Genomic DNA, 25,780 nt, shown 5'->3' on the forward strand with positions numbered 1-25,780 from the left:
GGCGCCCGGGGCTCCGCGGCGGCGGCCGCCCCGCGCGTCACGACACCGGCCGGGAGTCCTCCCACACCGATTCGAACTCTTCCCGGTACGTCGTGAAGAGGCCGTGGTCGGCGTCCTTGGGGACCCCGCGGCCGCCCCCGCGCAGGACCAGCACGGGCGCCTCCATGCCCCGGGCCCGGCGCAGGTACGACTGGACCACGGCGATGCCCGAGGACTCGCCCTCGACCAGGTAGGCGGTGAAGCGCGGGGTCTCGTCGAAGACGTGGATGTCGAAGCGCGAGGGGTCCCGCAGCCCCGCCCGCACCCGGCGCACGTGCAGGATGTTCATCTCCACGGACCGGCTCAGCTCGCCCTTGCGCAGCCCGAGCTCCCGCTCGCGCCGCTTGACGGCGCTGCTCGCCGGGTTCAGGAACAGCAGCCGTACCCGGCAGCCCGCCTCACTGAGCCGGACGAGCCGGCGGCCGGAGAAGTTCTGCACCAGCAGGTTGAGGCCTATCCCGATGGCGTCGAGGCGCCGCGCGCCCCCGAACAGGTCCTCGGCCGGGAGCTGGCGCTGGAGCCGCACCCGGTCCGGGTGGACGGAGATGACGTCGGCGTACCGGTCGCCGACCAGGTCCTCGACGGCGTCGATCGGCAGCCGGTCCGCCGACGGGGAGCCCGAGCCCGCGCCGAGCACCTCCAGCAGCCGCGCCGAGGCCCGCTCGGCCTGCTCCAGGACCGCCCGCGACAGCGCCCGGTTGCGGGAGACCACGTTCCGGGTGACCTCCAGCTCGTCGAGGGCCAGCTCGATCTCGCGCCGGTCGTCGAAGTACGGCTCGAAGCACGGCCAGTGCTGGACCATCAGCTCCCGCAGCTGCGGCAGCGTCAGGAAGCTGAGGACGTTGTCGTCGGCCGGGTCGAGGAGGTAGCCCTTGCGGCGGCTGACCTCGCGGACGGCGACCGCGCGCTGCACCCACTCCTGGCCGGCGGGACCGGCGGCCGCGACCACCCAGTCGTCGCCGCCGTGCACCGGCTCGTAGACGGGCCGCAGCACGGCGCCGACCACCGACCGCAGCCGCTGCTCGATGAGGTTCAGCCAGATGTACGCACGGCCCGCGCGCTGGGCCCGCGTACGGACCTCGCTCCAGGCGTCCGCGCCCCAGTCCAGCTCGGCCCCGGCCCGTACCTCCCCGGCCGCCGGCGCCGCCAGGGACACCGTCCCGGCCGCCGCCGCGCCCGCCACACCCCCAGGGGCGTCCGCCGGGCCACCCTCGTGACCGCTGTCACCAGGGGGCAGCTCCAGACCTCCCGAGCTCACCCGTGCACCGCCTTCTGCGTCTGGACGCCCGTCTCCAGTGATCACGGAAGGGTACTCCGCGCGCGCGGCCCGTTGCAGCCCGAAGCCGTCCGAGGTGACCCTACGCCCCTCGGCGCGGCTGTCCGTTGACTCATTATGTGATGCCCCGACAGTGTGCTGACCCGCATATCAGCTCTCCGGGTCACCCGTCAGGCGCATCCCAAGTCCACGCGTGCGGGCCCTCTTTCGGGGAAGATCTGGCTGTGACGTGATCCATGCCGGATCAAGCCGACCAGGAGGGGAAGAGTCGTTATCCATGCAGGTCTGGCCGGGACAGGCGTATCCGCTGGGTGCCACGTACGACGGCGCCGGAACCAACTTCGCGGTCTACTCGGAGGCCGCCCGACGGATCGAGCTGTGCCTGCTGCACGACGACGGCTCGGAGACCGCCGTCGAACTGCGCGAGACGGACGCCTTCGTCCGGCACGCCTACCTGCCCGGGGTCATGCCCGGCCAGCGCTACGGCTTCCGCGTGCACGGCCCGTACGAGCCCGAGCGCGGACAGCGCTGCAACGCGGCGAAGCTGCTCCTGGACCCGTACGCCCGCGCCGTCAGCGGCAGCGTCTCCTGGGGCGAGGAGGTCTACGGCTACCACTTCGGCCGTCCCGACTCGCGCAACGACCTGGACTCGGCCCCGCACACGATGAGTTCGGTCGTGGTCAACCCCTACTTCGACTGGGCCAACGACCGGCCGCCGCGCCACGAGTACCACCACACCGTGCTCTACGAGGCCCACGTCAAGGGCCTGACGATGCGTCACCCCGACCTGCCGGAGGAGCTGCGCGGCACCTACGGGGCCCTCGCGCACCCGGCAGTGATCGGGCACCTCACCAAACTCGGGGTGACCGCACTGGAACTGATGCCCGTTCACCAGTTCGTCAACGACCACCGCCTGGTGAACGACGGGCTGAGCAACTACTGGGGCTACAACACCATCGGCTTCTTCGCCCCGCACAACGGCTACGCCTCCGGCGACCGGGGCCAGCAGGTGCTGGAGTTCAAGTCGGCGGTCCGGGCCCTGCACGAGGCCGGGATCGAGGTGATCCTCGACGTGGTCTACAACCACACCGCCGAGGGCAACCACCTGGGCCCGACCCTCTCCTTCCGGGGCCTGGACAACGCCTCGTACTACCGGCTCGCGGAGGACCCCCGGCACTACACGGACACCACCGGCACCGGGAACTCGCTGCTCATGCGCTCCCCGCACGTGCTCCAGCTGATCATGGACTCGTTGCGGTACTGGGTGACCGAGATGCACGTGGACGGCTTCCGCTTCGACCTGGCGGCCACCTTGGCCCGGCAGTTCCACGAGGTCGACCGGCTGTCCTCGTTCTTCGACCTGGTGCAGCAGGATCCGGTGGTCAGCCAGGTGAAGCTGATCGCGGAGCCCTGGGACCTGGGCGAGGGCGGCTACCAGGTGGGCAACTTCCCCCCGCTGTGGACCGAGTGGAACGGCAAGTACCGCGACACCGTACGGGACCTGTGGCGCGGGCAGCCGCGCACGCTCGCCGAGTTCGCGGGCCGCCTCACCGGCTCCTCCGACCTCTACCAGGACGACGGGCGGCGCCCGCTGGCCTCCATCAACTTCACCACCTGCCACGACGGTTTCACCCTGAACGACCTGGTCTCGTACGACGAGAAGCACAACGAGGCCAACCGGGAGGGCAACCGGGACGGCGAGACCCACAACCGGTCCTGGAACTGCGGGGTCGAGGGGCCGACCGCGGACCTGGAGGTCCAGGAGCTGCGCGAGCGCCAGATGCGCAACTTCACCGCCACCCTGATGCTTTCGCAGGGGGTGCCGATGCTCAGCCACGGCGACGAGTTCGCCCGCTCCCAGGACGGCAACAACAACGCCTACTGCCAGGACAACGAACTGTCCTGGCTGACCTGGCCCGAACCGGGCAAACCCCCGCCCGCCCTGCTGGAGTTCACCCGCCGGATGGTGTGGCTGCGGCGCGACCACCCGGTGTTCCGTCGGCGCCGCTTCTTCCACGGCCGGCCGGTGGAGGGCACCCACGACGAGCTCTCCGACATCGCCTGGTTCACCCCGCACGGGGAGGAGATGCGGGCCCGCGACTGGCAGGCGCAGCACGCGCGGGCGCTGACGGTGTTCCTCAACGGGGAGGCGATCTCCGAGCCGGGCACGCGCGGGGAACGGATCACCGACGACTCGTTCCTGCTGATGTTCAACGCAGGCGCCGATCCGCAGGACTTCACCGTCCCGGCCGGGCACGGCGCGCGGTGGCGGCTGGTCGTGGACACGGCGCGGGCGGACGTACTGCCACCCGGCACCGGGCCGCAGTACGCGGCCGGGGACCGGGTGGCGCTGACAGGGCGGTGTCTCGTGGTGCTTCAGCGGCCGGCGTAGGCGGTCGGCTCCCCGGCGTCCGCGGTGACCGCGGAGCGGGTGTCCGCCCCTGCGGGCCGGGCCGGGGCCGGGACGGCGGCCGTGGCGTGCGCGCGGGCGGCGGGCACCCGGGTGAACAGGGCCAGGCACAGGCACATCGCGGCCGCCACCGTGACCACGGCGAAGGCCCCGGCGGGACCGTACCGCTCGGCGAGCCGTCCCGAGACGGCGAGGGCGACGGCCTGGCCGGCGACCAGCGAGCTGGCGGCGAAGGCCATCGACTCGGCGAGCCGGGCCGGTTCCACGGACCGCTCGGTGAGCGCGAAGGCGGTGATCAGGTGCGGGGCGCAGGCGGCCCCGAGCACGGTGACGACCGCGTACAGGGGCAGCAGGCTGTCGGTGAAGAGCAGCGGCACGGACAGGGCCAGCCCGGCGGCGGTGGCGACCCGCCAGCGCAGCCGCAGCCCGAATCGGGCGGGCAGCGCACCCATGCCGAGGCCGACGGCGGCGCTGACCACGCCCATGGCGGCGTAGACCATGCCGGCCTGCCCGGGCACGCCGAGGCGGACGGTCAGCGCGGCTATCCCGGCCTGACAGGCGCCGAACATGGCGCCCTGGAAGAAGAGCGTCCCCCGGACGGAGTGGACGACGCCCGGCGGCCGGACCCGGCGGCCCCCGCTGCGCGCCGGTGCGGGCGAGCCCGCCGTGACGGCGGCGCTGGGGTGCAGGGCGAAGACGGTGCCGAAGACGGCGACCAGCGCGGCGGCGCCGCCGAGGGCGAAGGCGGGGTGCGCGACGAGCGCGGCCATCCCCACGAGGGCGGGGCCGATGACGAACGAGACCTCGTCGAGGGTGCCTTCGAGGGAGTGGATGGCGCCCACGACGCTCTCGTCGGCCTTGGCGCGGTGCGCCAGGGCCACGGAGCGGCTGCGGGCGAGCGGCCCGATCAGGGGGACGGAGGCGCCGGTGACGGCGCCGATCGCGGCCAGCGGGGCCGTGGCGAGGTGGCCGAGGGCGCCCGCGACGAGCGCGGCGGTGGCGACCGCGTTGACGGCGGCGGCGCCGAGGACCACGGGGCGCTGTCCGTGGCGGTCGGCGAGCCGGCCGAGGACGGGTCCGAAGACCACCTGGCCGGCGGAGAGGGTGCCGCCGACGATGCCGGCGGTGGCGAGGGAGCCGCTGGTCTCCGCGACCAGCAGGACGCTCCCGAACTGGGACATCGCGACGGGCAGTCGGGCGAAGAACGAGACGAAGGGGAGTAGGGGCCCGGTCAGGGCGATGACTTTTCGATAGGTGTCGACGGTTCCAAACACCTGATGAACGTTAACCCGGCGCAGTCACCCGGATGCATTGGGTCATGGCACGGAATCGCGTGCACTGGGTACGTACGTTCTCATGACCCAGCAGTACTCGAGCAGTACCTCGGAAACTGATGTTCCGACACCCGTCATCCCGGCGTCCACCTACCGCCTTCAGCTGAGCCCCGCGTTCCCGTTCGCGGCGGCGCGGGCAGCCGTACCGTACCTCGCGTCGCTCGGCGTGTCACACGTGCACCTGTCGCCCGTGCTGGAGGCCGTGCCCGGCTCGGCCCACGGCTACGACGTCACCGACCACTCCCGGGTGCGGGCCGAGCTGGGCGGCGAGGCGGGGCTGCGGGAGCTCGCGGCGGCCGCGCGGGCGCACGGGCTCGGCCTGGTGCTCGACATCGTGCCCAACCACATGGCGGTCCCGGCGCCGCTGAGCCTGAACCTGCCGCTGTGGGAGGTGCTGCGGGAGGGGCCGCACTCCCCGTACGCGCGCTGGTTCGACATCGACTGGGAGGCGGGCGGCGGGCAGCTGCTGCTGCCGGTGCTGGGCGGCCCGGCCGAGCCGGGCGCCTGGCGGGTCGACGCCGGGGCGGGCGTCCTGCGGTACGGGGAACAGGGCGAGGACGTACGGGAGTTCCCGCTGCGCGCGGGGACGGCGCGGCTGCCGCTGCCGGAGCTGCTGGCGGCGCAGTGGTACCGGCCGGCGTGGTGGCGCGAGGCCCGCACGGACCTCAACTACCGCCGCTTCTTCACCATTTCGGACCTGATCGGGGTCCGGGTGGAGGATCCCGCGGTATTCGCCGCGACCCACGCGAAGGTGCTGGAGCTGGTCCGCGACGGGGTTGCGGCGGGCCTGCGGATCGATCACGTGGACGGGCTGGCGGACCCCGGGGAGTACCTGCGGCGGCTGCGGGAGGCGGTGGGCGGCGCCTGCTGGGTGGTGGTGGAGAAGATCCTGGCCCGCGAGGAACGGCTGCCGCCCGCCTGGCCGGTGGCGGGCACCACCGGGTACGACGCCCTGCACCGGCTGGACGGCCTGTTCACCGATCCGGCGGGCACGGCCGAACTGGCCCGCGCCTACGAGGAGTCCACCGGGCTGCCCGCCTGGGAGGAGACCGCCGGGGCGGCCGCCCGGGAGGTGCTGACCGTGGACCTGGCCGCCGAGCTGACCACCCTGGAGCGCTGGACCGGTCCCGAAGCGGCGCCCGCCGTACGGGAGTTGCTCATCGCCTACCCGGTGTACCGGCCGTACCCGGGCGGGCCCGGGCCCTCGACGGGGACCCTGGAGCGGGCGGCCGAGCGGGCCGGTACGGCCGCCGTGGAGGGCGTACGCGGCCTCCTGCTGCGGGATCCGGCCTTCGCGGCCCGCTTCGCCCAGACCTCGGCGGCCCTGCGCGCCAAGTCCCTGGAGGACCGGGCCTTCTACCGCTGGGCCCCGCTGCTGTCCGCCACCGAGGTCGGCGGGGAACCGGGGGCCCCGGCGGTGGCGCCCGACGCCTTCCACGCGTACTGCGCGCACCTCGAACGGGACTGGCCCGCCTCGGGCACGGTGCTGTCCACGCACGACACGAAGCGCAGTGCCGACGTCCGGGCGCGGATCGCGGTGCTCTCCGAGGCCCCGGAGGCGATGGGCGCGCCGGGCGGGCCGGATCCGCAGCTCGGCTGGGTGGCCCGGCAGAGCGCGCTCGGCCTCGGGGAGGTACCCGAGCGGGGCCCCCGGCTCACGGCGGCCCTGCTGAAGGCGGCCCGGGAGGCGGGGCTGCGCACCTCGTGGACCGACCCCGACGCGGCGTACGAGGCCCGGATCGCGGACCTGGTGCCGGGCCGGGCGCCGGGGCTGCCGCCCGCACTGGCGGCCGCCGCCCGCGCGAACCTGCTCGGGGCGACCCTGCTGCACCTGACGATGCCCGGGGTCCCCGAGGTGTACCAGGGCTCGGAGAGCGAGTACCGGGCACTGGTGGACCCGGACAACCGCCGCCCCGCCGTACTGCCCCGGGAGGCGCTGGCCGCCCTGGACGCGGGGGCCGCGCCGCAGGGTCTCGCGGAGGAGAAGCTGGCCCTGACGGCGGCCCTGCTACGGCTGCGGCGCGCCCGCCCGGGACTGTTCCGGGGGTACGGCCCGCTGGTGGCTCAGGGCCCGGCGGCGCAGCACGTGGTGGCCTTCACCCGCTCCCCCGGGCTGCTGGTGGCGGTGACCCGGCTGTCGCACCGGCTGGCCGTGTCGGGCGGCTGGCGCGGCACCCGCCTGGCCCTCCCGCCGGGCGACTGGACGCCCGTCCTGCCGTGGTGCGGGCGCCCGGCGGGCGGGACGGGGGCGGAGGTGGCGGTCCTGTTGGGCGGGCACCCGGTGGGGGTGTGGATCCACCGCTGATCGCCTGCGTCGCCGCGCCCCCGGCCGCTACGCTTCCTCACACCCGGGCCACTGGGCCGGGTGGAGGGGCGGGGAGATGCCGTTGGAGAGCCCGGGCGTGCTCCAGGAGCGGTACTGGTTGGACCGTGCCTGGGAGGAGCACGGTCCGGTGACGTACTGGTCCGCGTACGACCAGCGCACCGGGGCGGAGGTGTTCGTCCAGCAGTTACGGCCGCTGGGCGGCCGGATGCGCGAGGACCGCACCTGGCCCCCCAGGAGACGGCTGCCGGGGGACCGCTCCCCCGCGGCGCTGTCCCGCAAGGGGGCCTCCGGCAAGCGGGCCTCCGGCAAGGAACCCTCTACCAAGAAGCCTGCGGCCAAGGGCTTTTCGGTCAGGGGGTTCGCCACCAAGCCCGGGCCCACCGACACCGACACCGACACGCCCCTGCCCCCCGGCAGCCTGCTGGGGCAGGTCCGTAGGGTCGAGGACACGAAGAGCGCCCATCTGCTGGCCGTCCACGACGCGTTCGAGCAGGACGGTGCGCTGTGGGTGGTCATGGATCCCGTCCAGCCCCGCTCCCTGGACCGCCTGATGCGGGAGCAGGGCCGGCTGGACGGCGCCGGCGCGGCCTTCCTCGGCGCGGAGATGGCGGCAGGGCTCCGGGAGCTGCACGCCGCCGGTCTCGCGTACGGACAGCTCACCCCCCACAACGTCTTCCTCCGCGCGGACCGCACCCTGGCCCTGGCCGGCTACGGGCTCCTGCCCGCGCCCGACGGGGACCACGGCCCGTGGGTGCGGCCCTGGCGGCCCGACTCCCCGTACACCGCACCCGAGCTGGCGGACCGCCGCACCGACCGGCCTCCGGCCCCGACGCCGTCGGGGGACCTGTGGGCGATGGGGATGGTCCTCTACGAGATCCTGGCCGGCTCCGGCAGCCTGCTGTACGGGCCGCTGAGGAAGTTCCGCTGGGTGCGGACGATCCACGACGCCCGCCCGCCACGGATCGCCAAGGAGCGCGAACTCAGCCTCCTGCTGGCCTTGTTGCTCTCCCCCCACTCCGGGGCCCGCAGCTCCGCCGGCACGGCCGAGGTCACCCTCTCCGGCATCGCCGAGCAGCACGAGCCGATGGCCGCGGGCCACTGGGCCGTCGCGAACCGGCGGCCGAAGTCGCTCTACCAGCACCTGCGCGACACCCTGGTGCAGTTCTTCACCACCGTCACCAGCCGGGTCGTGGCCGCCTTCCTGTCCGGCGTGCTCGTCACCGTCTTCGGCTGGCACCTGGTGAGCCGCCCCTCGGCACCCAACGTGGAAACGGCCCTGGTGGGCTCCGTGCTGTTCGGCCTCGCGTACGGGATCGTCCAGGTGCTGGCCCGGGCCGGGCTGAACTGCTGGGCCCTGATGCGCGGGAGGCCGTGGTGGCCCGGCAGACGCGCGGGACCCGCCGCGGCGGCCGAAGGCCCCCGTCCGGCCGGGCCGCCGCCGCAGCCGCAGGGGCGGCCCGCGGCGGCGCCCCCGCCCCGGCTGCCCGCCTGCACGCCCCGGCTGACGATGCGCGACGCCCCGGCCCGCGTGGGCCGGCCCGTACGGCTGGAGTTCGTCCTCGACGTCCCGCCCGGCCATCCGTGGCACCGGCCCGCCGGGGACACCACCGCACCGGCGGAACTCGTCCTGGTGGCCTCCACCCTCGCGGCCGGGGCGGACATCGTGCCGGCCAGCCGCGGCTACCGCCCGCAGGACCCCGAAGAGGGGCCCGCCGCCTTCGAGTTCACCGCGCGGACACCCGGACGGCACGTGCTGCGCATCACGGTCTTCGAGCGCGTCCACGGGGTGGTGCTGCAGGAACTGAATGCGACCCTGGAGGTCGAGGAGCCCGCGCTCCTCGCACCTGCCCGGCACGACCCAGCGGAGTTCTGAACCCTTGGACGTCGAGCTCGAACTCACAGCACCCCAGGATCCCGGAGACCTCTACCGGCTCCTGCCCCAGCCGCCGTCCTGCGGGCCCCGGGATCTGGTGGTCACCCTCCGCAGGCCGGCCGGCGGAAAGGTCGGCCTCTCCCTGTGGGGCGATTCCCGGATCGTCCCCCAGCCCAGCAACGGCACGCTCGACGCGACCCTGGAGACGGACGCGGAGCGGCTCGAGGCGCTGTCGGCCCGACTCATATCCCACTGGCAGCGTTTCGTCGAGTACCAGCCCGAAGCCCTGCCCCACCAGCCGCTGGACAAGCTGCCGTTCAAACGTCTCGCCGACCTCAGCGGCCGTCCCCCGGCCGAGGTGCTCGCCAAGGTGGCCTTCCTCGCCGCCGAGGGACGCAACCTGCTGAGCAAGCTGCTCGCCGGTGACGACCGGGAGCTGGCCTTCGTACGGACCCGGTTGCTCGACGTCCTGGCCAGGCGGGACCTGCGCATCCGCTTCGTCTCCGACCTGGACATCCCCTGGAGCATGCTGGCCGTCGGCCCGGCCGCCCACGACGCCGGCACCATCGCCGACCCGTTCGACGCCTTCCTGGGCCACCGGCACCAGATCGAGGCCCTGACGAAGGCGTACCCGAGCGACTTCTGGTACGTGGCCCGGCACACCCGCCCCGTCGCCAGCGTCAACGCCGACGAGGAACTGACCGGCAAGCCGCTCGCACCGGAGGTGCGCAAACTCCTCGACGACCGGACCGAGCTGACCGAGCGGTTCCTCGGCACCGAGCTGCTCGACGCCCTGCGCCGGCCGGCCCTCGCCGAGGACCTGATGTACTTCTTCTGCCACGGCCGGTACACCACCCAGGGCGCCCACACCTGGCAGGAGATGCGGCTCAGCGACCCGCTGCCGATCGACGGCGAACTCGTCGACAGCTACCGCGAACCGCACACCGAGGCCAACGCGCGCGACGGCACGCTGTCCCTCTTCCACCCCATGGTCGTGCTGAACGTCTGCTTCGCCGGCGCCCCCGCCGCCTCCGGCTACCACAGCCTCTCGGCGGCCTTCGTCCTGCACGGCGCCACGGGCGTCCTCGCCCCGCGCATCGAGATGCCGCAGGTCTTCGGCGCCGAGTTCGCCCTGCGGTTCCTGACCCGCTACGTCGTCGACGGGCTGCCCGCCGGCCTGGCCGTGCTGGAGACCGTGCGCTGGTTCGCCGCCGAGTACCGCAACCCGCTGGCCCTCACGTACGGCCTGGTCTGCGGGCTCGACAGCCGTCTCGTCCCCGAACCCCAGGAAGGACCCACCCCATGACCGCACGCGCTCCGCGCCGGCTCGCCCGGATCCTGGGCCGCCGCACCCGGCCCGCGGAACCGTTGGCCGACGCGCTGACCACCGTGGACCTGGACACCGACGGCTGGCTGCTGTCCTCGGCCACGGGCCGGCGGGTACGCGCCGACCTGCTGGCGGGGCACCTCGCCGACCGGCTGAACCCGCCCTCCTGGGCCACCGACATCATCGTCCACGTCCACGGCTGGCGCACGGAACCCGACTCCGCCGTCCGCGGCGCCCGTCGCCTGCTGACGCTGATGGCCCGCCAGCGCGCCGCCCGCGCCGCGCTCTACCCGAGGCTGGACGAGGACCGCTGGGCGCCCTGGACCGTCGTCGTACGCTGGCCGTCCTCGTCCGCCCTCACCAAGGGCGGCTACCAGGAGGTCCGCGAGCGGGCCCACGACATGAGCGCCGAGGGCACGGGCTACGCCCCGCACGTCCTGGGGCACCTGCTGGGCTACCTGCACGCGGAGCGCGGCGATCCGGCGGCGCCGGGGACCCTGCGCACCCGGGCGGGCCAGTACCTGCACCTGGTCGGGCACTCCTTCGGCGGGCGCTTCCTGTGCGAGGCGGTGACCGCGGCGGCGGACGCCGCGCACGGGGACACCCTGGGGTGGAGCACGGCCACCCATCCCTCGCGGCCCTTCACCGTGGACTCGCTCACCGTGTTCCAGATGGCCGCGCCCGCCTCCGCCTTCGACTCCACCTTCCGGCGGCTGCGCCCGGGACCGCTCGGGCACACCTCACCGGTCGGCGGCCCGATGGTCTTCACCCACTCCCGGTACGACCGGGCGACGGGCTTCTGGCACCTGCTCGGGGAGGGCCGCTCGGGCATCGGCCACTCGGGGATGCGCGTCACGTCCGCCACCACCCTCGCCGAAGCCGGCGCCCTCGCGCCCAGCGACGTCTGGTCCACCCGGCTGCTGCGCGCCGACACCCCCTACCCGCTCCGGTCGCTGGACCACACCTTCGTCAACGTCGACGCGAGCTGGCGCTACCGCAGCACCCGCATCAACCCGGTGGGCGCCCACTCCGACTTCTACCACCCGGAATCGGCCCACCTGCTGCTCAGTCTCGCCGAGCACTCCCGTCCGTAGCGGCCCCCTGCCCCAGCAGCCCGGCGAAGGCCGCCGCCGCGCCCGTCAGCGGAACCCGGGAGAACACGGCGAGCGGCCGGTGCCACGGCGGGTCGAGGGAGAGCAGGACGCAGTCCTCGCCGACGGCGCCCCGGACCATGTGGGCCGGGGCCATGACGATCCCGACCCCGGCGGCGGCCATCCGTACGGCCGTCGAGGTGTGCTCGGTACGCATCACCGTGCGCGGGACGAACCCGGCCGCCCCGCACGCCCGGTCGATGACGGGCTGCCCCTCGACCAGCGGTTCCATCGCGCAGCGGATCCAGTCCCGGTCGGCGAGCTCGGCCAGCCGGACGGCGCCCCGCCCGGCCAGGGGGTCGTCGAAGGGCACGACGATCACGAGTTCCTCCCGGCCCACCGGCACCACGGGCCCCGCCCATTCCTTGGGCTGCGGCCCGACGGCCAGGTCGGCGGCCCCGCGCTCCAGCTGTTCCTCCAGCACCTCCGTGGAGCCGTACTCGCGCAGGACGAGGGCCACGCCCGGGTGTGCGGCCCGCCACCGGGCGGCCAGCGGCGGGAGCATGCCGACGGCGACGGCGTGGACGGTGGCGACGTGCAGCTCCCCGCCGGCCGCCCCGGCGACGGCGCGGGCGGCCCGTTCCGCCTGCCGGGCGCTGCGGACGGCGAGCTGGGCGTACGGCAGGAAGGCCCGGCCCATGGGGGTCAGCCGCACCGCGCGCGGCATCCGCTCCAGCAGGTCACCGCCGACCGACCGCTCCAGGGCCTTGACCTGGTGCGAGAGGGCGGGCTGGGTGACGTGGAGCAGGTCGGCGGCTCGGGTGAACGAGGACTCCTCGACGACGGTGAGGAAGTACTCCATCTGACGCAGGCTCATGACCTGGGAGCATAGAGAACGTGCATGAATCCTAGAAGATCATTGCCTTGGACTCGTGCCGAAGCCCGCCGCAGACTCCTCACATGACCTCACACGGCGACACCAGCGGCGAGAACGACACCACCACCTACGACGTCATCGTGATCGGCGGCGGCACGGGCGGGTACGGCACCGCGCTGCGCGCGGCGGCCCTCGGCCTGAGCGTCCTGCTCGCGGAGCGCGACAAGGTCGGCGGGACCTGCCTGCACCGCGGCTGCATCCCCAGCAAGGCGATGCTGCACGCGGCGGAGCTCGTCGACGGCATAGCGGAGGCCCGGGAGCGGTGGGGGGTCAAGGCCAGCCTCGACTCGGTGGACTGGTCGGCGCTGACCGCCACCCGCGACGACATCGTCTCGCGCAACCACAAGGGCGTGGAGGGGCACCTGGAGCACGCCGGGGTCCGTGTGGTGCGCACCGGGGCCCGGCTGACCGGCCCCCGCTCGATCCGTACCGAGGACGGGCGGGAGTTCACCGCGGCCCGGGGGATCGTGCTGGCGACGGGCTCGCGGCCGCGGACCCTGCCGGGTCTGGAGCCCGACGGGCACACGGTGGTGACCAGTGACGACGCCCTGTTCGCGCCGGGGCTGCCGGATTCGGTGCTGGTGCTGGGCGGCGGGGCGATCGGGGTGGAGTACGCCTCCTTCCACCGGTCGATGGGCGCCGAGGTGACCTTGGTCGAGGCCGCGGACCGGCTGGTCCCGCTGGAGGACGTGGACGTGTCCCGGCACTTGGCGCGCGGCCTGAAGAAGCGCGGGATCGACGTGCAGACCGGCGCCCGGATGGAAGGCGTCGAGCGGCTGGCCTCGGGCGGCGTACGGGCCACCGTGCGCACGGCGCGCGGGGAGGTCCGGGAGCTGCGGGCGGAGCGCCTGCTGGTGGCGGTCGGGCGGGTCCCGGTGACCGACGGCCTGGACCTGGCGGCGGCCGGACTGGCCACCGACGAGCGGGGGTTCGTGGCGCCGGCCGACTGGTCCCGGCTGGAGACGGCCGTCGCGGGCATCCACGTGGTGGGCGACCTGCTGCCGCCGCCCTCGCTGGGGCTGGCGCACGCCTCCTTCGCGGAGGGCATGCTGGTGGCGGAGACCCTGGCCGGGCTGGCGAGCGCCCCGGTGGACTACGCGACGGTGCCCCGGGTGACGTACTCGGCCCCGCAGACGGCCGCGGTCGGCCTGACGGAGGCGCAGGCGCGCGAGGCCGCGTACGACGTGGTGGTGAACTCGATGCCGCTGACGGCCGTCGCGAAGGGCATGGTCCACGGCCAGGGCGGCACCGTGAAGGTGGTGGCCGAGCGCGACGGCCGGGTGCTCGGGGTGCACCTGGTGGGCCCGCACGTGTCGGAGATGATCGCCGAGAGCCAGCTCATCGTGGGCTGGGACGCCGAACCCTCCGACGTGGCCCGGCACATCCACGCCCACCCCACCCTCTCGGAGGCCGTCGGCGAAGCCTTCCTGACCCTGGCGGGCCGGGGCCTGCACCAGCAGTAGGGGCCGCCGCCGCTACCGTCACTTGCGCCAGAAGAGGTGGTGCCGCACCCCGCTCGGGCTGGGCACCACCTCCAGGTGGAACCGGTCGAGGAGTTCCTCGGGCGACTCCCACAGCCGGGAGCCGGAGCCGATCCGCACGTCGGAGACGGCGACGTGGAGGGTGTCGACGAGGTCGGCGTCGAGGAACTCCCGGACGGTCATGGCCCCGCCGCCGAGCCGGACGTCCTTGCCGCGGGCGGCGTCCCGCGCCAGGGCCAGGGCAGCGGCTGGGTCGGCGTCGACGAAGTGGAACGTGGTGTCGGAGAGCGTGAACGACGGGCGCTCGTGGTGGGTCAGCACGAACACGGGGGTGTGGAAGGGGGGTTCGTCGCCCCACCAGCCGCGCCAGTCGTGGTCCTGCCACGGCCCGCGCTGGGGTCCGAACTTGTTGCGGCCCATGATCTCGGCGCCGATGTTGTGGGTGAAATCCCTCGTGAAGTAGTCGTCGAGGCCGCGGCTCCCGCCGGGATCGGTGCGGTTGGGCCAGCTCGCGGTGGCCCCGGCCCAGGCGAAGAGCTGCCCCGGGTCGGCGTGCCCGAACGGTCTTTCGAGGCTCTGGTGCTCACCGGCGCCGTACCCGTCACTCGAGACGTTGAAGTTCTGGACCCTCAGCAGCTGTGCCACGTGTCTCCTCCTGCGCGGTCGACTGTCGACAACGATGAGACTCCCGGGACCGGGAAAACTCATCGCCGCGCCGGAAAGTGCTCCCAGGTCGTCCCTTTCGGATCTCGCCCGGCCGGCGCCGCCGCCGGGGAACGCGCCCCGTCGACCCCCACGCGCGCGATTCGCCCTCCGCCGGGCGGGCATGGCATCCCCTGTGACCCTCCTCCGTGACATGCGCTACCCCACCCCCCACGAACTCGCCCTGGCCGCCCGGGCCCTCGCCGACGAGCACCCCCGTCTGGTGCGGCTCCGGCAGGCCGGGCTCTCCCGGGCCGGGCGGCCGCTCTGGCTGCTCAGCGTCGCCCGGCCGGGCCGCCCGGGGCCGCGCGAGGTGCTCGTCGTCGCCGGGGCCCACGCCAACGAGCCCGTCGGCGGGGCCACCGCGCTGGACCTCGCCCGGCGGGTGATCCGGGACGGCGGCGGCGGAGCCGGCTGGCACTTCCTGCTCTGCGCCGACCCGGACGGGGCCGACCTGCACCGCACCCCGCGCCCGTACTCGCTGGCGGACTACCACCGCAACTTCTACCGGCCGCCCGGCCCCGAACAGCCCGAGTGGGCGCCGTCCTTACTCACCCCGGACCGGCTCCCGCCCGAGACCGTGACCCTGGCCTCGCTGATCGACGAGCTGCGCCCCGTGCTCCAGGTCTCCCTGCACGGGACCGACCTCGGCGGGTCCTGGGTGCAGCTCACCCGGGACATCCCCGGTCTCGCCGAGCCCTTCGGCAAGTCGGCCGCCGAGCTGCGGATCCCGGTGGAGACCGGGGCGTCCGACGCCGCCGGCTGGTCCTCCCCCGGGCCCGGGATCTTCGTGATGCCCGAGCGGGACGACCCGGCCGGGGCCTTCCACCCGGAGGACGTCCGGCTCAGCACCTGGTACCGCGCCCATCGCCACCACGGCACGACCGCCATCGTCGAAGTCCCCATGTGGGCCTCGGACCTGGTGGACGACCCGGCCCCGCACCCCGACCCCCGGGGCGCCCTGCGCATGCTGGCCGGACGGCTCACCGAGGACTCCGCCCGGGTGGCCGGACTGCGGGACGCGCTCCACGCCGGACCCCGCACCGGAACCCCCGACGCCGCCGCCCTGCTGCGGGCCGTGGACTGGACGCTGCGGCTGATCCCCGCGGTCGCCGCCGAGTGGACGGGCCGCGGGGCGCCGGCCGAGGCCACGGCGGCGTCGATCGGCAGCATCGACGCCTTCGCGCGGCGGCTGTCGCTGCGCGCGGCCGCGATGCTGCTGCGGGTCCTGCGCGCCGAGGGCCATCCCTCGGCGGCCTCGCTGGACCGGCTGCTGACGGGGTGGTGCGAGGAGTTCGCGGACCGCTTCCAGGCACGCTGGGTGCCGGTGGCCACCCAGGTGGAACACCAGTCCCGGACGGTCCTGGCGGCGTACGAGCGGCTGCGCGGAAGCTAGGGCCTGTCGCCGGAAAGGCAGCGGCTACACTCCGGCACCGTGGAACGGAACGCGGTGGGCACGGGGGCGGACGACGACCGGCGCTTCAGGGGCTTCCTGCGCACGTACCTCGAACTGGAGCAGGCGTACGACACCGGCTGGGACCTCCGCGGCACCCTGTTCTCCTTCCGGCCGGAGTACGCGGAGAGCGTCCGCCGCGGCTTCGAGGAACTCCTGCGCGACCGGGTCGACGTGGGCGCGTACGAGCGCCTGACGAACCTGGAGTTCCCGGACGAGGACACCCTCCACCACTACCTCCGGGCCGTGTACGCCTACCTCTTCGCCGGCGCCGACGGCTGGCCCGCGCCGCCGGACTCCTGCTGAGCCCCTGCGCCCCACCCGGTCACTCCACCGGCCAGGCGTAGCGCCGCTTGGGCTGGGAGCCGGCGCCGAGGCGGTCGTAGAAGCGGATCGCGCCCTCGTTCCAGTCGGGGGTCTGCCACTGGACGTGGTCGAGGCCGAGCTCGCGGGCGAGGTCCGCGACGCCCGCCATGAGGGCGGCGCCCAGGCCGTGGCCCCGGGCCTGCTCGGCGAGGTAGAGGCAGTCCATGTGCAGGTAGGAGCGGGCGTCCCAGAACGCGAACTCCCGCGAGCAGGCGGCGTACCCGGCCACCGCGCCCTGCGGGGTCTCGGCCAGCAGCACCCACAGCGGGGCGTCCTCGGCGAACAGGAGGGGCCCGAGCCGCTCGGCGAGGCCGGGAGGGCGGGGGGCGGAGCGCTCGTAGGCGACGTGCTCGTGGATGAGTTCCACGAGGCGCGCGAGGTCCTCGGGCCGGGCGGGGCGGACGACGGGTGCGTGGGTCATGGAGCCCATCCTGCGGCCTGCCGGGCCCCGCCGCGAAGGCGGGAACGGGCCCGCCCGCCGTGGTCTCAGTACGCCGAGAGCCGGAAGGCCATCCGCCCGAAGCCGACCTGGTCGCCGTCCCGGACCACCGCCGAGCCGGTCACGCGGCGGCCGTTGACGGTGGTGCCGTTGGTCGAGCCGAGGTCGGTGAGGATCCAGGTCCCGTCGCGCAGGCTCAGCTCGGCGTGCGCCCGCGAGACCGTGTCGTGGCTCAGCCGCAGCCCGTTGCCGGGGTCGCGGCCGATCCGCAGCGGGCCCGAGCCCGGCGGCGGGAACAGCAGCGCGGGCAGCCGCTGCGTCTGCCAGGCGCGCCGGACCCCGGCGGACACGGCGGAGGCCCGTCCCACCCAGCCGAACAGCCGACCCGTCCAGGGGCCTTCGGCGGGCTCCCGCGTCTGGAGGTCGGCGAGGAGCACGGCGAGGTCCTCGGAGCGACGGGCGACCAGCGCGAGTTCCATCCGGCGCAGGAAGGTGTCGTGCGAGAGCCTGCCGAGGGCCGCACCCTCTCTGAGCTGGCCCAGCGCCCGGTCGCGCTCCGCGTCGGAGAGCCGCGGGGCGGGATAGGCGGAGAACTCGAAACTCGACGTCACAGGGTGATTGTCGGCCCGTCGGGTGCGGAGTGTCCAGAACTCCCCCGCCCGGCCCGGAATGATGGGCACGATACGCATGCTGGACACCGCCGGAGACGAGGGGACCGTCCGTGCAGTTCGAGGTCTGGGCACCGCTGACAGGTCGGGTCGCCATGCGACTGGACGACACCGCCTACGAGATGACACCGGATCCGGGACCGGACCGCCAGGGCTGGTGGACCGTAGAGGCCCCGGCGCGCGACGGCGACCGGTACGGCTTCCAGCTGGGCGACGATCCGGTGCTGCGCCCGGACCCGCGCGGGCGGCGGCTGCCGGACGGGCCCGCGGGCCTGTCGGCCGTGGTCGACCTCGAACTCCTGGCCCCCGACGCCCCGACCGCCCCGGCGCCGCGCACCCCGCTCCAGGACGCGGTGCTGTACGAGCTGCACATCGGCACGTTCACCCCCGAGGGCACCTTCGACGCGGCGGCCGCGCGCCTGCCCCACCTGTCCTCGCTCGGGGTCACGCACGTGGAGCTGATGCCGGTCTGCCCCTTCCCGGGCCGGCACGGCTGGGGCTACGACGGGGTGGCGCCGTGGGCGGTGCACGAGCCGTACGGGGGTCCGGCGGGCCTGGCCCGGTTCGTGGAGGCGGCGCACGCGGCGGGGCTGGGGGTGGTGCTGGACGTGGTCCACAACCACCTGGGCCCCTGGGGCAACCACCTCCCCGCCTTCGGCCCGTACTTCACGGACACCCACCACACGCCCTGGGGCGCGGCGGTGAACCTGGACGCGCCCGGCTCCGACGAGGTCCGCGCGTACCTGATCGGCAGTGCGCTGGCCTGGCTGCGGGACTACCGGATCGACGGGCTGCGGCTGGACGCCGTGCACGCCCTGGCCGACGGGCGGGCGCTGACCTTCCTGGAGGAACTGGCGGCGGCCGTGGACGCGCTGGCCGTGGAGAGCGCCCGGCCGCTGTTCCTGATCGCCGAGTCCGACCAGTGCGACCCCCGGCTGACCACGGCCCGTCCCGCCGGGGGGCTGGGGCTGCACGCGCAGTGGAACGACGACTTCCACCACGCCCTGCACTGTGCGCTGACCGGCGAGTCCCAGGGGTACTACGCCGACTTCGCCGAGGCTCCGCTCGGCGCCCTCGCCAAGACCCTGACCAGGGCCTTCTTCCACGACGGCACCTGGTCCTCCTTCCGGGGCCGCACCCACGGCCGCCCCGTGGACCGCCGCCGCACGCCCGCGCACCGCTTCCTCGGCTACACCCAGACCCACGACCAGATCGGCAACCGGGCGCTGGGCGACCGGCTCTCCGCCTCCCTCTCCCCCGGGCTGCTGGCCTGCGCGGCGACGGTGGCGCTGACCGGGCCGTTCGTACCGATGCTGTTCATGGGCGAGGAGTGGGGGGCCGGCACCCCCTGGCAGTACTTCACCGACCATCCCGACCCGGAGCTCGCCGAGGCGGTACGGACGGGCCGGCGGCGGGAGTTCGCGGCGCACGGCTGGAAGGCCGAGGAGGTCCCGGACCCGCAGGACCCGGCGACCCGGGACCGCTCCTGCCTGGACTGGTCGGAGCCCGGGCAGCAGCCGCACGCCCGGCTGCTCGACTGGTACCGGACGCTGGTGGCGCTGCGCCGCGCCCAGCCGGACCTGCGCGACCCGGACCTGGCGGCGGTCCGGGTCGCCCACGACGAGGAGCGCCGCTGGGTGACCTTCCGGCGGGGCGACGTACGGGTGGCGGTCAACCTCTCTCCGGAGCCGGTGACGATCGCGCTGGGGCGCAACGGGGTACGGGTGCTGGCCGCCTGGGAGCCGCTGGCACATCCGGGTCCTGACGGGCGGATCCACCTGCCGGGCGAGTCGGCGGTGGTCCTGGGTCCGTAGACGGGCGGCGGGCGGGCTACTCCACGACCGCCAGCTCGCGCGGGGCGTTGTTCAGGCGGCGCCCGCCGTCCTCGGTGACGGTGACGATGTCCTCGATCCGGACGCCGAACCGGCCGGGCAGGTAGACGCCGGGCTCCACGGAGAAGCACATGCCGGGGACGAGGGGCTGCTCCTCCCCCTCGACCATGTACGGGGGTTCGTGCGTGGTGACGCCGATGCCGTGGCCGGTGCGGTGGATGAAGCGGTCGCCGTAGCCGAACTCGGTGATCACCGCGCGGGCCGCCCGGTCCACGTCCTGGCAGCCCGCGCCGGGGCGGACGGCCGCCACCCCGGCCTGCTGGGCCTCGCGGACGATGTCGTGGACGCGCTGTTCCTCGGGGGTGGGCTCGCCGACGTGGACGGTGCGGGAGATGTCGGACCCGTAGCCGTCCTTGAGGCCGCCGAAGTCGAGGACGACCATGTCGCCGTGGCGGATGACGCGCTCCCCGGCCTCGTGGTGCGGGTTGGCGCCGTTGGGGCCGGAGCCGACGACGGTGAAGTCGACCTGGGAGTGGCCGTGCACGCGCAGCAGCCCGGCCAGGTCGTCGGCGACCTCGCTCTCGCGGCGGCCGGCGAAGGGGACGTGCAGGATCTGCGCGTAGGCGGCGTCGGCGGCGGCCCCGGCGGCGGCGAGGCGGGCCAGTTCGCGGGCGTCCTTGACGGCGCGGAGCATGGGCAGGGCGTCGGTGAGCGGGGCGTAGGAGGTGGTGGGCAACTCCCGCTGGAGGCCCAGGAGGTGCAGGGCCCAGGTGTTGTCGCTGACGCCGAAGCGGCCGGTGACGTCGAGGAGCGGGGCGGTGATCCCGTACGGGTTCTTCCCGTCGGTCCAGTCGCGCAGGGTCAGGGCGCCCGCGCCGGGCGCCTTCGCGGCGTCGGGGGCCTCCAGCGCGGGGACGACCAGCACCGGGTCCTGGCCGGCGGCGAGGACGAGCAGGGTCAGCCGCTCGGTCTCGGCGGTGGGGCGGTAGCCGGTGAGGTGGACCAGGTCGGGGCCGGGGGAGATCAGCAGGCCGGCGAGGCCCGCGTCGGCGGCGCTCTGCGCGGCGGCGGCCATCCGGGCGGCGTAGTCGGCGGCCGTGAAGGGCGCGGGGTCGGCGTACGCGGGCTCAGGCGTGGGCTCGGCAGTGGGCTCAGGAGTCATACGGGGATCCTGCCGCGAGCCGTGCGGCGAGCGCAGCGGCCGCGCCGGACGAACTGCCGGGCGCGAGCAGTTCCGTACGGTGCACCAGGCGCGGGACGGCGGCCAGCGGGACGGCGGATCCGGCGCCGGCGGCCTCGGCCACGCGGCGCGGCAGCAGGACGAGGCCGTGGCCGGCCGCGGCGAGGGCGCACAGGGCGCGGACGTCGGTGCCCTCGTAGCGGACGGCGGCGCGGGCGGCGGTGAGCGGCAGTCCCACGCCGGGGGCGTCGAGCCAGCGGGCGTCGGTGAGGTCGTCCAGCCGGACGGCGGCCCGCCCGGCGAAGGGGTGCCCGGCGGGGAACAGCACGGCGAGCTCCTCCTCGCCCAGCCCGGTCACGGTCAGCGGGGCCACGTCGGGCAGCCGGAGCGGGTCGCTGGGCGAGGCCGGGCCGTCGACGAGCCCGAGGTCGCAGTCCCCGGCGGCGACGGCGGCGGGCACCTCGGCCGGGGGCAGGACGCGCAGGGTGACCCCGGTGGCGGGCAGGGCCTCGAGCAGCCGGGGGCCGACGGCGAGGGGGGACGCGGCGAGGGTGAGCCGGGCGGGCGGGGCGGCGGCCAGGCGCAGGACGTCGGCGCGGGCGGCGTCGAGGCGCAGCAGCAGGGGCCCGGCGTGCTCCAGCAGCCGGTCCCCGGCGGGGGTGGGGGCGACGGGCCGGCGGGTGAGCAGCTCGGTGCGCAGGTCGCCTTCGAGGGCGGCGATGTGCTGGGAGACGGCGGACTGGGTGTAGCCGAGCTCGCGGGCGGCGGCGGAGAAGGAGGCGAGGCGGGCGACGGCGACGAAGGTACGCAGGAGGTGCGGGTCCATGCCTCCAGCATCCCGCATCTCATCAGCATTGCTTATGGTGGATGCAGGAACAATCGTTGGTGCTGAACCTCCCCGAGGCCCGAGGATGCTCCCCATGACCACCTCACCGGCCCCGCGGCCCGTCGCCCGGATCGCCCTCGTCGGCGACCGCTCGCCCCACGTCGCTTCGCACACCCGGATCCCGGTCCTCCTCGACGCGCTGGCCGCCCGCGACGGGCTGGTCCTCGACGCCTACTGGATCCCGACCGGCGAGGCACGGGCGGCGGCCGCCTCGGGGACCCTCGCCCGCTTCGACGGCGTGTGGGTGCTGCCCGGCTCCCCGTACGCCGACGCGGACGGAGCACTGGCCGCGATCCGCGTGGCCCGCGAGGAGGGCATCCCCTTCCTCGGGACCTGCGGCGGCTTCCAGCACGCCCTGCTGGAGTACGCCCGCACCGTGTGCGGGCTGACGGACGCGCCGCACGCCGAGGACGACCCGGGCGCGGCGGACCCGCTGATCGTCCCGCTGGCCTGTTCGCTCGTCGGGCACGAGGGACTCGTACGGACCGAGCCGGGCTCGCTCGCCGAGGCGGCGCTCGGCGCGGAGCGGTCCGTGGAGCGCTACCACTGCGCCTACGGGCCCTCGCCCCGCCACCTGCCCGTGCTCGCCGCGCACGGGCTGCGGCTGTCGGGGCACGACGAGGACGGCGCGGTGCGCGTCGTGGAGCTTCCCGGGCACCCCTTCTTCCTCGCGACGCTCTTCCAGCCGGAGCTCGCCGGTGACGGGACGAAGCCGCACCCGGTGGTCCGGGCCTTCGCCGCGTCCGCCGTCCAGCGGGCCGCCGGATATCCCGTCGCGGGACCCCCCTCCTGATCAGCTATGCTGTGCGTGCACGACGAACGGGTGGTCCGCCGCCCTTCGTGGTGGGTGTAGCTCAGTTGGTAGAGCACCTGGTTGTGGTCCAGGTGGCCGCGGGTTCAAGTCCCGTCACTCACCCTGTCGACCCTGTGGGGGTACGAGGTTCTCCTCGTACCCCCACAGGCGTTTCAGTCCCGGAGGAAGGCCTCCACCTCGGTCGCGAAGGCCACCGGGGTCTCGTGGGGCGGGTAGTGGCCGGCGCCGGGGATCGTGTGGATCCGGCAGTTCGCGTACCAGGTCTGCCAGGTGGCGCGCATCACCTCGGCCGTGAGCGCCAGGTCGTACTCCCCCACCAGGACGAGCACGGGTACGGTGCTGCCCTTCACCGCGGAGGACAGGTCCAGCGGCTGCCAGCTCGCGAGGTAGCCGGCGAAGGCCTCGGGGCGGGAGACGGCGAGGGAGTGCGCCACCATCCGGTCCAGCCAGTGCCGGCTCGCCCGGTTGCCGGTGACCAGGTCGAGGATGATCCGGCGCTTCTCCGGGTCCGCGGCGGCGCCGTAGAAGAGGGAGTGGGTCTGCTCGTCCATCTCGTACGGGGCGGCGGGGACCGGGGTGAGGCCGATCAGCTTCTCGATCCGCTCGGGGGCGCGGGCGAGGACCTGCTGGACGGCCTTGCCGCCCATGGAGTGGCCGAGCAGGGAGAAGGTGTCCCAGCCGAGCTGGTCGGCGAGTTCGAGGACGTCGTCGGCGATCTCGGGGAGGCTGTAGCGGCCGGGCACGTCCCGGCGCTCGCCGTAGCCCCGGTAGTCGAGGAAGGCGTACGAGAACCCCTCCGGGTCCAGGTACTCCAGCACGGAGCCCCAGTTGGCACAGGTGCCGAACCAGTCGTGCAGCACGATGACGCGGACGGGTCCGGTGCCGATCCTGCGGTGGGCGATGGCCATGCGTTCTCCCTCGGTGGCGGGGCGTACGGAAACCGACGCCGTACGTTCTGCCCACCGGGCCTACCGTCATACCGCCCGCGGCCGCCCGCGAGGTCGAGCGTTGACCTCGCGGGCGGCCGGGCGGGGCGGTTCACCCCTGCGGTGAAGGCTCAGACGGTCTTGATCGCCGGGTCCGAGACGCCCGGGGTGCCCGTTTCCACGTGGCCGGCGAAGCGGCGCAGGAAGGTGCTGTCCGCGTCGGAGACGGCCTTGACGTCGTACCAGCGGCCCGTGGTGCGCAGGTCCACCGTGTGGGAGACCGTGGCACCGGCGTTGACCTTGAAGGTCTGCGGGGCGCCGCCGTAGGTGTTGGTCACCGTGAGGTTGACCGCCGCCGAGCCGGAGTTGGTGAGGGTCAGCAGCAGGTTCCCGGTGGCCGCGTCGTGGCGGGCCGTGACCTCGGGGCCGGCCTTCTTGGCCGGGCCCTTCCAGGTGCGCAGGAAGCCGTTCGGCCCCCAGACGGTGAGGTCGATCTTGTTGCCGGTGGAGCTGGAGGTGCTCCAGGTGTCCGAGAGGGTCTTGCCCGCCTCGACGGTGTAGGGCCAGGGGCCGTCCGTACGGTTGCCCGAGGTGCTGTGGAAGTGGGCGCCGAGGGAGGGGCCGGAGGAGAAGGTCAGGGTGAACTTGCCCGTGGAGACCGCGGCCTTGCCGTCCACGTACGGGGCGTAGCCCAGCGCGCGCGTCGGCTTCGTGCCCGCCTCCTGCTTGGGCAGGGTGCCCGTCGCCGGGGGGACCGGGTGGTAGGAGGGGTGGGCGTTGTGGTCCGGCGGGATGTACCCGGCCGTGGAGGGCAGGGCCGCCGGGGTGGCGTCCGCCTGGCTGAAGTCGAAGGCCGAGGTCAGGTCCCCGCAGACGGCGCGGCGCCACGGCGAGATGTTGGGCTCCTGCACCCCGAAGCGCTTCTCCATGAAGCGGATCACCGAGGTGTGGTCGAAGGTCTCGGAGCAGACGTAGCCGCCCTTGCTCCACGGCGAGACCACGATCATCGGGACGCGCGGGCCCAGGCCGTAGGGGCCGGCCGCGTAGCCGCCGCCACCGGCGTAGAGGTCGCGGGTGACGTCCGCGGTCGACAGGCCCCAGGCCGAGGAGGCCGGCGGGTACGGCGGGACGACGTGGTCGAAGAAGCCGTCGTTCTCGTCGTAGGTGATGAAGAAGGCCGTCTTCGCCCACACCGCCGGGTTGGCGGTGAGCGCGTCCAGGACCTGGGAGATGTACCAGGCGCCGAAGTTGACGGGCCAGTTCGGGTGCTCGCTGAAGGCCTCCGGGGCGGCGATCCAGGAGACCTGCGGCAGGGTGCCGTTCACCACGTCGGCGCGCAGCTTGTCGAAGTAGCCGTCGCCCGCCTTGGCGTTGGTGCCGGTGCGCGCCTTCTCGTACAGGGCGCTGCCGGGCTGGGCGTTGCGGTAGGTGTTGAAGTACAGGAGCGAGTTGTCGCCGTAGTTGCCTCGGAAGGCGTCGCTGATCCAGCCCCAGGAGCCGGCGGCGTTCAGGCCGTCACCTATGTCCTGGTAGATCTTCCAGGAGACCCCGGCCGCCTCCAGGCGCTCGGGGTAGGTCTTCCAGCCGTAGCCGGCCTCCTGGTTGCCGAGGACGGGGCCGCCGCCGGTGCCGTCGTTGCCCGTGTGACCCGTCCACATGTAGTAGCGGTTGGGGTCGGTGGCGCCGATGAAGGAGCAGTGGTAGGCGTCGCAGACGGTGAAGGCGTCGGCGAGGGCGTAGTGGAACGGGATGTCGTTCCGGGTCATGTACGACATGGTGGTGGCGGTCTTCGCCGGGACCCACTTGTCGTACTTGCCGTTGTTGTACGCCTGGTGGCCGCCCGCCCAGTCGTGGTTGAGGCCCTCGACGAACTGCATGCCGAGGTCGTTCACCTGCGGGTTGAAGGGGAGGACGTCCTTCGTGCCGTTGGACTGGTAGAAGACCGACTTGCCGTTGTCCTGGAGCACGGGCCGCGGGTCGCCGAAGCCGCGGACGCCCTTCATCGCGCCGAAGTACTGGTCGAAGGACCGGTTCTCCTGCATGAGGACGACGATGTGCTCGATGTCCTGGATGGTTCCCGTGGTGCCCTGCGCCGGGATGGCGGCGGCACGCGCGATGCTCTCGTTCAGCATCGTGGCCGCGGCGGTTCCGCCCGCGATCTGGAGGAACCTGCGTCGGTTGAGTTCAGCCATGGGTGACGACCTCTGGGGGTGAGGGGGGAGTCGAGGGGCGCCCCAAGAACAGCGGTCCCGGGGTACCGGACGGAGATCCCCGTCTGACGTGGGGCCGTACAGCGGACGAACGAACAGCCCCGCCGGAACCCGGTCGGTCCTGGCCCCTCCGGTCCGGAAACCCTCCCGAACGGGCCTCGGATCTGCTGCAATGACCTCCTGCACACTGCACGGGGGGCGCAGAGCGTA

The 25,780-nt window shown here is 74.2% G+C and carries 20 protein-coding genes and 1 tRNA gene; 11 read left to right on the forward strand and 10 right to left on the reverse strand.

Features of this window, described 5'->3' with window-relative positions; all coding sequences use genetic code 11:
* Positions 1-37: 37 nt before the first annotated feature.
* Positions 38-1,297: an SAV2148 family HEPN domain-containing protein gene (locus tag OOK31_RS07225; RefSeq protein WP_267011491.1), complete on the reverse strand. Its 1,260-nt coding sequence runs from the start codon at positions 1,295-1,297 to the stop codon at positions 38-40.
* 295 nt (positions 1,298-1,592) lie between these two features.
* On the opposite strand from OOK31_RS07225, the gene glgX reads away from it, so the two are divergent.
* Positions 1,593-3,707: a glycogen debranching protein GlgX gene (gene glgX, locus OOK31_RS07230; RefSeq protein ID WP_267011492.1), complete on the forward strand. Its 2,115-nt coding sequence runs from the start codon at positions 1,593-1,595 to the stop codon at positions 3,705-3,707.
* Here the strand turns inward: glgX and OOK31_RS07235 are convergent.
* Positions 3,692-4,999, reverse strand: coding sequence for an MFS transporter (locus OOK31_RS07235; protein WP_267011493.1), 1,308 nt, complete (start codon positions 4,997-4,999; stop codon positions 3,692-3,694). The two genes, glgX and OOK31_RS07235, sit on opposite strands and share 16 nt — an antisense overlap.
* An 82-nt stretch (positions 5,000-5,081) precedes the next feature.
* Between OOK31_RS07235 and treY the strand changes: the two genes are divergently transcribed.
* The 4 genes from treY (at position 5,082) to OOK31_RS07255 (ending at position 11,679) form a co-directional block, all read left to right on the forward strand.
* On the forward strand, positions 5,082-7,364 hold the full coding sequence (gene treY, locus OOK31_RS07240; RefSeq protein ID WP_267011494.1) for a malto-oligosyltrehalose synthase: 2,283 nt from the start codon (positions 5,082-5,084) through the stop codon (positions 7,362-7,364).
* Between the two features lie 76 nt (positions 7,365-7,440).
* Positions 7,441-9,258, forward strand: coding sequence for a protein kinase (locus OOK31_RS07245; RefSeq protein ID WP_267011495.1), 1,818 nt, complete (start codon positions 7,441-7,443; stop codon positions 9,256-9,258).
* A gap of 4 nt (positions 9,259-9,262) precedes the next feature.
* The gene (locus tag OOK31_RS07250; RefSeq protein ID WP_267011496.1) at positions 9,263-10,564 is read left to right on the forward strand and encodes a hypothetical protein; all 1,302 of its coding nucleotides are present in this window, start codon (positions 9,263-9,265) and stop codon (positions 10,562-10,564) included.
* Complete coding sequence (locus tag OOK31_RS07255; RefSeq protein ID WP_267011497.1) at positions 10,561-11,679, forward strand: hypothetical protein; 1,119 nt, start codon at positions 10,561-10,563, stop codon at positions 11,677-11,679. Before OOK31_RS07250 ends, OOK31_RS07255 begins: the two co-directional genes overlap by 4 nt.
* On the opposite strand, the gene OOK31_RS07260 is transcribed toward OOK31_RS07255, so the two are convergent.
* Complete coding sequence (locus OOK31_RS07260) at positions 11,651-12,553, reverse strand: LysR family transcriptional regulator (protein ID WP_267011498.1); 903 nt, start codon at positions 12,551-12,553, stop codon at positions 11,651-11,653. The genes OOK31_RS07255 and OOK31_RS07260 overlap by 29 nt on opposite strands.
* A gap of 83 nt (positions 12,554-12,636) precedes the next feature.
* Here OOK31_RS07260 and lpdA point away from each other — a divergent pair, with 83 nt between their 5' ends.
* Complete coding sequence (gene lpdA, locus OOK31_RS07265) at positions 12,637-14,076, forward strand: dihydrolipoyl dehydrogenase (protein ID WP_267011499.1); 1,440 nt, start codon at positions 12,637-12,639, stop codon at positions 14,074-14,076.
* Positions 14,077-14,094: 18 nt separating this feature from the next.
* On the opposite strand, the gene OOK31_RS07270 is transcribed toward lpdA, so the two are convergent.
* On the reverse strand, positions 14,095-14,739 hold the full coding sequence (locus OOK31_RS07270; RefSeq protein ID WP_267011500.1) for a dihydrofolate reductase family protein: 645 nt from the start codon (positions 14,737-14,739) through the stop codon (positions 14,095-14,097).
* A gap of 193 nt (positions 14,740-14,932) precedes the next feature.
* Between OOK31_RS07270 and OOK31_RS07275 the strand changes: the two genes are divergently transcribed.
* Positions 14,933-16,192: a M14 family zinc carboxypeptidase gene (locus OOK31_RS07275; RefSeq protein WP_267011501.1), complete on the forward strand. Its 1,260-nt coding sequence runs from the start codon at positions 14,933-14,935 to the stop codon at positions 16,190-16,192.
* 39 nt (positions 16,193-16,231) lie between these two features.
* Positions 16,232-16,555: a hypothetical protein gene (locus OOK31_RS07280; RefSeq protein WP_267011502.1), complete on the forward strand. Its 324-nt coding sequence runs from the start codon at positions 16,232-16,234 to the stop codon at positions 16,553-16,555.
* Between the two features lie 19 nt (positions 16,556-16,574).
* On the opposite strand, the gene OOK31_RS07285 is transcribed toward OOK31_RS07280, so the two are convergent.
* Together OOK31_RS07285 and OOK31_RS07290 are read right to left on the reverse strand one after the other, a co-directional pair.
* Positions 16,575-17,036 (reverse strand): GNAT family N-acetyltransferase, encoded by a 462-nt coding sequence (locus OOK31_RS07285; protein WP_267011503.1) that lies wholly within the window; start codon positions 17,034-17,036, stop codon positions 16,575-16,577.
* A gap of 65 nt (positions 17,037-17,101) precedes the next feature.
* Positions 17,102-17,665 (reverse strand): DUF1707 and FHA domain-containing protein, encoded by a 564-nt coding sequence (locus OOK31_RS07290; protein ID WP_267011504.1) that lies wholly within the window; start codon positions 17,663-17,665, stop codon positions 17,102-17,104.
* A gap of 110 nt (positions 17,666-17,775) precedes the next feature.
* On the opposite strand from OOK31_RS07290, the gene treZ reads away from it, so the two are divergent.
* Complete coding sequence (treZ, locus tag OOK31_RS07295; protein WP_267011505.1) at positions 17,776-19,536, forward strand: malto-oligosyltrehalose trehalohydrolase; 1,761 nt, start codon at positions 17,776-17,778, stop codon at positions 19,534-19,536.
* Between the two features lie 16 nt (positions 19,537-19,552).
* Here treZ and OOK31_RS07300 read toward each other — a convergent pair whose 3' ends face one another.
* Positions 19,553-20,716 (reverse strand): aminopeptidase P family protein, encoded by a 1,164-nt coding sequence (locus tag OOK31_RS07300; protein WP_267011506.1) that lies wholly within the window; start codon positions 20,714-20,716, stop codon positions 19,553-19,555.
* Entirely contained in the window at positions 20,706-21,560 is an 855-nt protein-coding gene (locus OOK31_RS07305) for a LysR family transcriptional regulator (protein WP_267011507.1), read from the reverse strand. The genes OOK31_RS07300 and OOK31_RS07305 overlap by 11 nt, the downstream gene beginning before the upstream one ends.
* Before the next feature lie 94 nt (positions 21,561-21,654).
* On the opposite strand from OOK31_RS07305, the gene OOK31_RS07310 reads away from it, so the two are divergent.
* Together OOK31_RS07310 and OOK31_RS07315 are read left to right on the forward strand one after the other, a co-directional pair.
* Positions 21,655-22,413: a hypothetical protein gene (locus OOK31_RS07310; protein ID WP_267011508.1), complete on the forward strand. Its 759-nt coding sequence runs from the start codon at positions 21,655-21,657 to the stop codon at positions 22,411-22,413.
* 50 nt (positions 22,414-22,463) lie between these two features.
* Positions 22,464-22,536 (forward strand) — tRNA-His (locus tag OOK31_RS07315).
* A gap of 50 nt (positions 22,537-22,586) precedes the next feature.
* Here OOK31_RS07315 and OOK31_RS07320 read toward each other — a convergent pair.
* Complete coding sequence (locus tag OOK31_RS07320; RefSeq protein ID WP_267011509.1) at positions 22,587-23,342, reverse strand: alpha/beta fold hydrolase; 756 nt, start codon at positions 23,340-23,342, stop codon at positions 22,587-22,589.
* Positions 23,343-23,491: 149 nt separating this feature from the next.
* A complete protein-coding gene (locus OOK31_RS07325) occupies positions 23,492-25,552 on the reverse strand; it encodes a phosphocholine-specific phospholipase C (protein ID WP_267011510.1) in 2,061 nt (686 codons plus the stop codon).
* Positions 25,553-25,780: the final 228 nt, after the last annotated feature.

This window comes from Streptomyces sp. NBC_00249, assembly GCF_026342355.1.
GTDB lineage: Bacteria > Actinomycetota > Actinomycetes > Streptomycetales > Streptomycetaceae > Streptomyces.

What these genes read in the sequence shown, in the direction of transcription:
- OOK31_RS07320 (WP_267011509.1), bottom strand. Translation starts at nt 23,342, where the DNA reads ATGGCCATCGCCCACCGCAGGATCGGCACCGGACCCGTCCGCGTCATC.
- OOK31_RS07325 (WP_267011510.1), bottom strand. Translation starts at nt 25,552, where the DNA reads ATGGCTGAACTCAACCGACGCAGGTTCCTCCAGATCGCGGGCGGAACC.
- lpdA (WP_267011499.1), top strand. Translation starts at nt 12,637, where the DNA reads ATGACCTCACACGGCGACACCAGCGGCGAGAACGACACCACCACCTAC.
- OOK31_RS07305 (WP_267011507.1), bottom strand. Translation starts at nt 21,560, where the DNA reads ATGGACCCGCACCTCCTGCGTACCTTCGTCGCCGTCGCCCGCCTCGCC.
- glgX (WP_267011492.1), top strand. Translation starts at nt 1,593, where the DNA reads ATGCAGGTCTGGCCGGGACAGGCGTATCCGCTGGGTGCCACGTACGAC.
- treY (WP_267011494.1), top strand. Translation starts at nt 5,082, where the DNA reads ATGACCCAGCAGTACTCGAGCAGTACCTCGGAAACTGATGTTCCGACA.
- OOK31_RS07245 (WP_267011495.1), top strand. Translation starts at nt 7,441, where the DNA reads ATGCCGTTGGAGAGCCCGGGCGTGCTCCAGGAGCGGTACTGGTTGGAC.
- OOK31_RS07300 (WP_267011506.1), bottom strand. Translation starts at nt 20,716, where the DNA reads ATGACTCCTGAGCCCACTGCCGAGCCCACGCCTGAGCCCGCGTACGCC.
- OOK31_RS07255 (WP_267011497.1), top strand. Translation starts at nt 10,561, where the DNA reads ATGACCGCACGCGCTCCGCGCCGGCTCGCCCGGATCCTGGGCCGCCGC.
- OOK31_RS07285 (WP_267011503.1), bottom strand. Translation starts at nt 17,036, where the DNA reads ATGACCCACGCACCCGTCGTCCGCCCCGCCCGGCCCGAGGACCTCGCG.
- OOK31_RS07310 (WP_267011508.1), top strand. Translation starts at nt 21,655, where the DNA reads ATGACCACCTCACCGGCCCCGCGGCCCGTCGCCCGGATCGCCCTCGTC.
- OOK31_RS07260 (WP_267011498.1), bottom strand. Translation starts at nt 12,553, where the DNA reads ATGAGCCTGCGTCAGATGGAGTACTTCCTCACCGTCGTCGAGGAGTCC.